At 72.0% G+C, this 3,467-nt stretch carries 4 protein-coding genes; 3 read left to right on the forward strand and 1 reads right to left on the reverse strand.

From position 1 onward, the window contains the following. The coding region (locus MXD59_RS25680) for a zinc-binding metallopeptidase family protein (RefSeq protein WP_504858368.1) at positions 1 to 1,565 on the forward strand (1,565 nt) is incomplete at its 5' end. Here MXD59_RS25680 and MXD59_RS25685 read toward each other — a convergent pair. After that, entirely contained in the window at positions 1,471 to 2,187 is a 717-nt protein-coding gene (locus MXD59_RS25685; protein ID WP_248827146.1) for a GNAT family N-acetyltransferase, read from the reverse strand. The genes MXD59_RS25680 and MXD59_RS25685 overlap by 95 nt on opposite strands. A 187-nt stretch (positions 2,188 to 2,374) precedes the next feature. Between MXD59_RS25685 and MXD59_RS25690 the strand changes: the two genes are divergently transcribed. Together MXD59_RS25690 and MXD59_RS25695 are read left to right on the forward strand one after the other, a co-directional pair. Next, entirely contained in the window at positions 2,375 to 2,950 is a 576-nt protein-coding gene (locus MXD59_RS25690) for a hypothetical protein (RefSeq protein WP_248827147.1), read from the forward strand. Positions 2,951 to 3,015: 65 nt separating this feature from the next. Then, entirely contained in the window at positions 3,016 to 3,465 is a 450-nt protein-coding gene (locus tag MXD59_RS25695) for a P-loop NTPase family protein (protein WP_248827149.1), read from the forward strand. Positions 3,466 to 3,467: the final 2 nt, after the last annotated feature.

Raw genomic sequence — 3,467 nt, forward strand, 5'->3', positions numbered from 1 at the left:
CGTCGACTGCCACCGAGTCGTCGACTGCCACCGAGTCGTCGACTGCCACCGAGTCGTCGACTGCCACCGAGTCGTCGGTTGGCACCGGGACGTCCGCTGGCAGCCAGCCGTTCGCTGACGCACAGTCGGGGTCGGCTACGGCGTACCTGGAGCTGCCGCCGGTGGCGGTGATCGCCGCGGCGATCGGGCGGACACCTTTCGACGGTGCTGGCGGGCAGGCCGGGGTCGAGGCGGTGCACCAGGTGGCCTCGCCGACGCTCGTGCGCCGGGTGACCGCCACGGATCTCATCGACCGGGCGATCGGAGCCGACCCGATCGCCGAGGACCTGCTCGACGGCGTCCCACCCGAGCGGCGGCGCTGGCTCCAGCGCTGCGCGGCCAGCGAGCGGGCCGGCTGCAACTGGCTCGTGCCGGTGCCGGCCAGCGCGGCCGACTCGTCCGGTGCGGGGGAGCTGTGCCGGTGCTGCCGGCTGACCCGGACCCGCCCGGCGGACGACGACCCGACCGGACGGGACCGGTTCGTTCGCGCCGAGGCCGCCAAGCGACGGCTGGTGGCGCAGCTGCTGGAGCTCGGCCTCCCGGTCGTCGCCCAGCGGGACGACCCGGTGCGCGGGCTCGCGTTCGACCTGCTCAACAGCTCCGAACACGCGGTGGTGACCGGTCACAGCGACGGTCTGATCACACTGGATCTGGCCGAGTCCGACGACGCCCACCGGGAGCGGGTCCGCCTCCACCTGGGGGAGCCGTACCGCACCCTGCTCGGGCACTTCCGTCACGAGATCGGCCACTACTACTGGGAGGCCCTGGTCGGGGCCGACCCGGCACGCACGGCCCGGTTCCGGGAGCTGTTCGGCGACCCGGACCTCGACTACGGCGCCGCCCTGGAGCGGCACTACGCCCAGGGACCGCCGCCGAACTGGCGGGACACCTACGTCAGCGCCTACGCGACGATGCATCCGTGGGAGGACTGGGCCGAGACCTTCGCCCACTACCTGCACATCCGCGACACCCTGCGGACGTCCGCGGAGTTCGGCCTCCAGGTCGCGGGCCCCGACCTGGCCGCGTTCGGAGTGCCCTCGAACAGCCTTTCCGCCGAGCCCGCCGACGTGTCCGACCTGTACGGCCCGCCTGATCCGTCCGACCTCACGAACCTCTCCGACGGTGCCGATCCCTGGAGCACGGCCCATACCAGTGACCCAGTCGCTCTCCAGGGCTCGGTCGCTGCCGGGGGCTCGGTCGCTCCCAGGGGCGCGGCCGGTGGCACTGGGTCGGCCGGTGGCGCTGGGTCGGCCGGTGCCAACGGATCAGCCGGTTCGGTCGGGCGGGCGTCGATCCGCGCGATCATCGATCAGTGGCTGCCGCTGACCTACGCGCTCAACGCCATCAACCGGAGCATGGGACGTGACGACCTCTACCCGTTCGTCCTGACCCCGGCCGTCCGGGCGAAACTCGGCTTCGTCCATGAAATGATCATTGATGGGGTGGGGGTGTCGATCCCAGCGCGGTCGGATGCGGCGGGGCCGGACGGGGCGCGGCCGGATACAACGTCCGCAGCATCGGGATGAAGGTGCGTACGAGCGGGTCGGACGTCGTCGGTTCCGGCCCGCCCAGCACCACGAAACCGTGCCGCGCGTAGAGGCGCCGGGCCGCCAGGTTCCCGGGGGCCACCCAGAGCTTCACGGCCTCGGCGCCGACCCGGTACGACCAGTCGAGCGCCGCCAGCACCAGCGCGTCGGCGCCGCCCTGCCCGCGGACCCGCGGCGCGATCCACATCGAGGCCAGCTCTCGCAGCCAGGGCCGGTCCGGCGGGGTCAGCCCCTGTAGCAGACCGACCGCCTGATCGCCGTGCTGTGCGAGGACGATCAGGTCGGTGGTCGAGTCGGTCGCGGCCCGGGCCAGGCGAGTCCACTCGTCGGCGGGCCACGACGACAGGACCTCGGGGGTGTGCCAGAAGGCCATCGCGGCGTCGGCGACCGAGGCCAACCGCAGCCGGCGCAGCAGCGGCCCCTCGTCCGCGGTGATCGGTCGGACCAGGATGTCCCCGGTGCGACGAGCAGGCGGGCCACCCGCGGGGCCTGCCGCTCGGGTCCGCGGCCGCGGTCGGTCCTCCGGTCGCGGCCGGTCCTGCGACCGTGGTGGGTCTTCCGGCTGTGGTCCGTCTTCCGGCTGTGGTCCGTCTTCCGGCACGTCGGAAATGTCCCACAGCCAGTCGGTGGTGGCCTCCGGTACGGAGTGATTGCTGTGCGGGTGACGCTCGATGTTGGGCGTAATCGGCGCAACCTTTAGCCCAAACGGCTCCCGAGCGACCGGGGGAACGCGGATACTGATCCACACCGGCCGGGTCGGCGGAGGGGTCATGTGATGGTGTTCCAACGTGGGTAGGCCGGTCTCACTGATCGTGCGGCCGGATGGTCCCTCCTGGTCGGCGTGGTCGCCGCAGTGTCCCGGGCTCGCCATGGTGCAGCCGGCCGCGGCGGAGCTGCGTGACGTGCTGCCCGAGGTGCTCAGCTGGTACTTCGGTGAGGACACCGAGATCGAGTTCCAGGTGCACCACGAGCGGGAGCTGCATGGTGTCGTCCTGCGGGTCGCCCAGGACGGGCAGCTCTACGACCGGGAGCGCCTCGCCGCGCAGTTCACCGACGCGCTGGAGGAGTCCGGCCAGCTCGCGCGGGTGCGCTCCGAACCGGTCAGCGGCGGCGGTGAGGTCACCCTCGTCTGTGCCCTGCAGTCCGATCGCGTCTCGTGGCTCGCGGCCCAGATGGACGACGACGACGTGCTCGTCGCGCTGCTCCCCGTCGCCGAGTCGATCCTGTGGGCCGTCCCGGTCGGTACCGGTGCCGGTGCCGACCGTGATGACACCATCGTCGCGCTGGGGGCGTACTCCGGTGACACCACCCTCGGCGAGGTCACCAGCACCTTCGCCGGTCCCCGCCAACATCTGCGGATCTGACGAGCCGCTCGGCACCGCGACCGGCACCCCGACCCGGCAGCCCTGACGGGATCGGGTAGGTGAGCATGACAACCATGTGCAGGATCGTCATTCTGGGCCGGGGCGGCGCCGGCAAGTCAACCCTGGCCACCGAACTGGGTCGGCTCACGGGGCTGCCGGTCATCGAGCTGGACAAGCACTTCTGGCAGCCAGGTCCGGTCGCGACACCGCCCGAGGAGTGGGCGGCCGTCCAGGCGGTTCTCGCCGCGCGCGACGGCTGGATCATGGACGGTGATCTGGGCCCCCACGACGTTCTCCCCGTCCGGCTGCGGGCGGCGGACACCGTCATCGTGCTGGACTTCGGCTTCGCCCGGTGCGCGTGGCGCGCGGTCCGCCGGTCGTGGGAACGCGCCGACTTCTGGCGCTGGGTCTGGAACTATCGACGTACCAGCCTGCCCCAGGTCATCGGATTTGCGCCGTGGATACCCTGGCCTTCAGGCCGGGGAGGAAACGGCGCCCCACGCTGGAACGCATGAGC

Origin of the sequence: Frankia umida, assembly GCF_023242945.1 — a bacterium.
Classification (GTDB): Bacteria; Actinomycetota; Actinomycetes; order Frankiales; family Frankiaceae; genus Frankia; species Frankia umida.

What these genes read in the sequence shown, in the direction of transcription:
- MXD59_RS25695 (WP_248827149.1), top strand. Translation starts at nt 3,016, where the DNA reads ATGACAACCATGTGCAGGATCGTCATTCTGGGCCGGGGCGGCGCCGGC.